At 74.1% G+C, this 1,599-nt stretch carries 3 protein-coding genes; all 3 read left to right on the forward strand.

From position 1 onward, the window contains the following. The coding region (locus AB0G02_RS39290) for a helix-turn-helix transcriptional regulator (RefSeq protein ID WP_360805328.1) at positions 1 to 525 on the forward strand (525 nt) is incomplete at its 5' end. A 13-nt stretch (positions 526 to 538) separates the two neighbouring features. Beyond that, positions 539 to 955, forward strand: coding sequence for a thioesterase family protein (locus tag AB0G02_RS39295; protein ID WP_360805331.1), 417 nt, complete (start codon positions 539 to 541; stop codon positions 953 to 955). Next, positions 952 to 1,599, forward strand: a 648-nt coding sequence (locus AB0G02_RS39300; protein ID WP_360805334.1) for an alcohol dehydrogenase catalytic domain-containing protein, incomplete at its 3' end; no start/stop codon positions are given. The genes AB0G02_RS39295 and AB0G02_RS39300, both read left to right, overlap by 4 nt.

Below are 1,599 nucleotides of genomic sequence, written 5' to 3' on the forward strand. Positions count from 1 at the left end.
CTGGCGCTGTCGCACCGCTGCCGCGCCCTGCTCGCCGACGGGCCGCGCGCCGAGGAGCACTTCCGCGAGGCGATCCGGTTGCACCGGGCCAGCGGCACCGCCATGGAGCTGGCCAAGACCGAGCTGTTCTACGGCCACCGGCTGCGGCGAGACCGCAAGCCGCGGGCGGCGCGGGAGCTCCTGCGCGACGCGGTGAAGATCTTCCAGCGCTACGAGGCCGACCGCTGGGTCGCCCGCGCCCGGTCCGAGCTGCGCGCGGCGGGCGAGGCGGTCGGGCCGACGCAGGCCGACCGGACCGCCGAACGCGCCGCCAACCGGGCCGCGGGCCGCGCCGGCGTCGACCCGACCGCGGGCCTGACCCCGCAGCAGGCGCAGATCGCGCGGTTGGTGGCCGAGGGCGCGACCAACCGCGAGGTCGCCGCGCGCCTCTTCCTGAGCCACCGCACCGTCGAGCACCACCTGCGCAACATCTTCGCCAGGCTCGAGGTGCGGTCCCGCGTCGAGCTGACCAGGATGCTCGACTGAGTCAGGAGGATTGGTGCGACAGGACTACCGGCACTGGCAGCGGATCCCGACCCGGTGGCACGACAACGACGTCTACGGGCACGTGAACAACGTCGTGCACTACGCCTTCATGGACACCGTGATCAACACGTGGTTGATCACCGAGGGCGGGTTGGACATCCACCACGGGCAGGCCATCGGGCTGTGCGTGGAGTCCCACTGCAACTACCGCGCGTCCATCGCGTTCCCCGAGGCCGTCGACGCGGGCCTGCGGATCGGCCACCTCGGTCGTTCCAGCGTCCGCTACGAGGTCGGCTTCTACCCCGAGGGGCGGGACGACGTGGTCGCGGAAGGGCACTTCGTGCACGTGTTCACCGACCGCGGCACGCGCAAGCCGGTGGCGATCCCGGACGCGTTGCGCGCCGCGATGGAGGGGCTGGTGGTCGCGTGAAGACCAGGGGTGCGGTGCTGACCGAGGTCGGCGGTCCGCTTCAGGTGCTCGACCTGGACCTCGACCCGCCGGGTCGGGGCGAGGTGCTGGTCCGGGTGGGCGCCACCGGGTTGTGCCACTCCGACCTGTCGGTGATCGACGGCTCCCGCGTCCGGCCGCTGCCGATGCTGCTCGGCCACGAGGCCGCGGGCGAGGTGGTCGAGCTCGGGCCCGGCGCGTCGGACTTCTCCGTCGGTGACCGGGTGGTGCTGTCGTTCGTGCCCGCCTGCGGGTCGTGCCGCCGGTGCGTGTCCGGGCGGCAGGCGCTGTGCGAGCCCGGTGCGGCGGCCAACCGAGAGGGCACGCTGCTCGGCGGCGAACGGCGGCTGCGGCTGCCCGACGGCACGCGACCGCACCACCACCTCGGGGTGTCCGGGTTCGCCGAGTACGCCGTGGTGTCGGAGAAGTCCGCCACGCTCGTGCCCGCCGACCTGCCGTTCGAGATCGCGGCCCTGTTCGGCTGCGCGGTGCTCACCGGCGCCGGCGCGGCGTTCTACAGCGCGGCCGTCGCACCGGGCGACCGGGTCGCGGTGTTCGGGCTCGGCGGTGTGGGGCTGGCCGCGCTGCTGGCGGCACGGGCGGCGGGCGCGTCGCAGATCGTCGCG

This window comes from Actinosynnema sp. NPDC023658 (assembly GCF_040639995.1).
GTDB lineage: Bacteria > Actinomycetota > Actinomycetes > Mycobacteriales > Pseudonocardiaceae > Actinosynnema.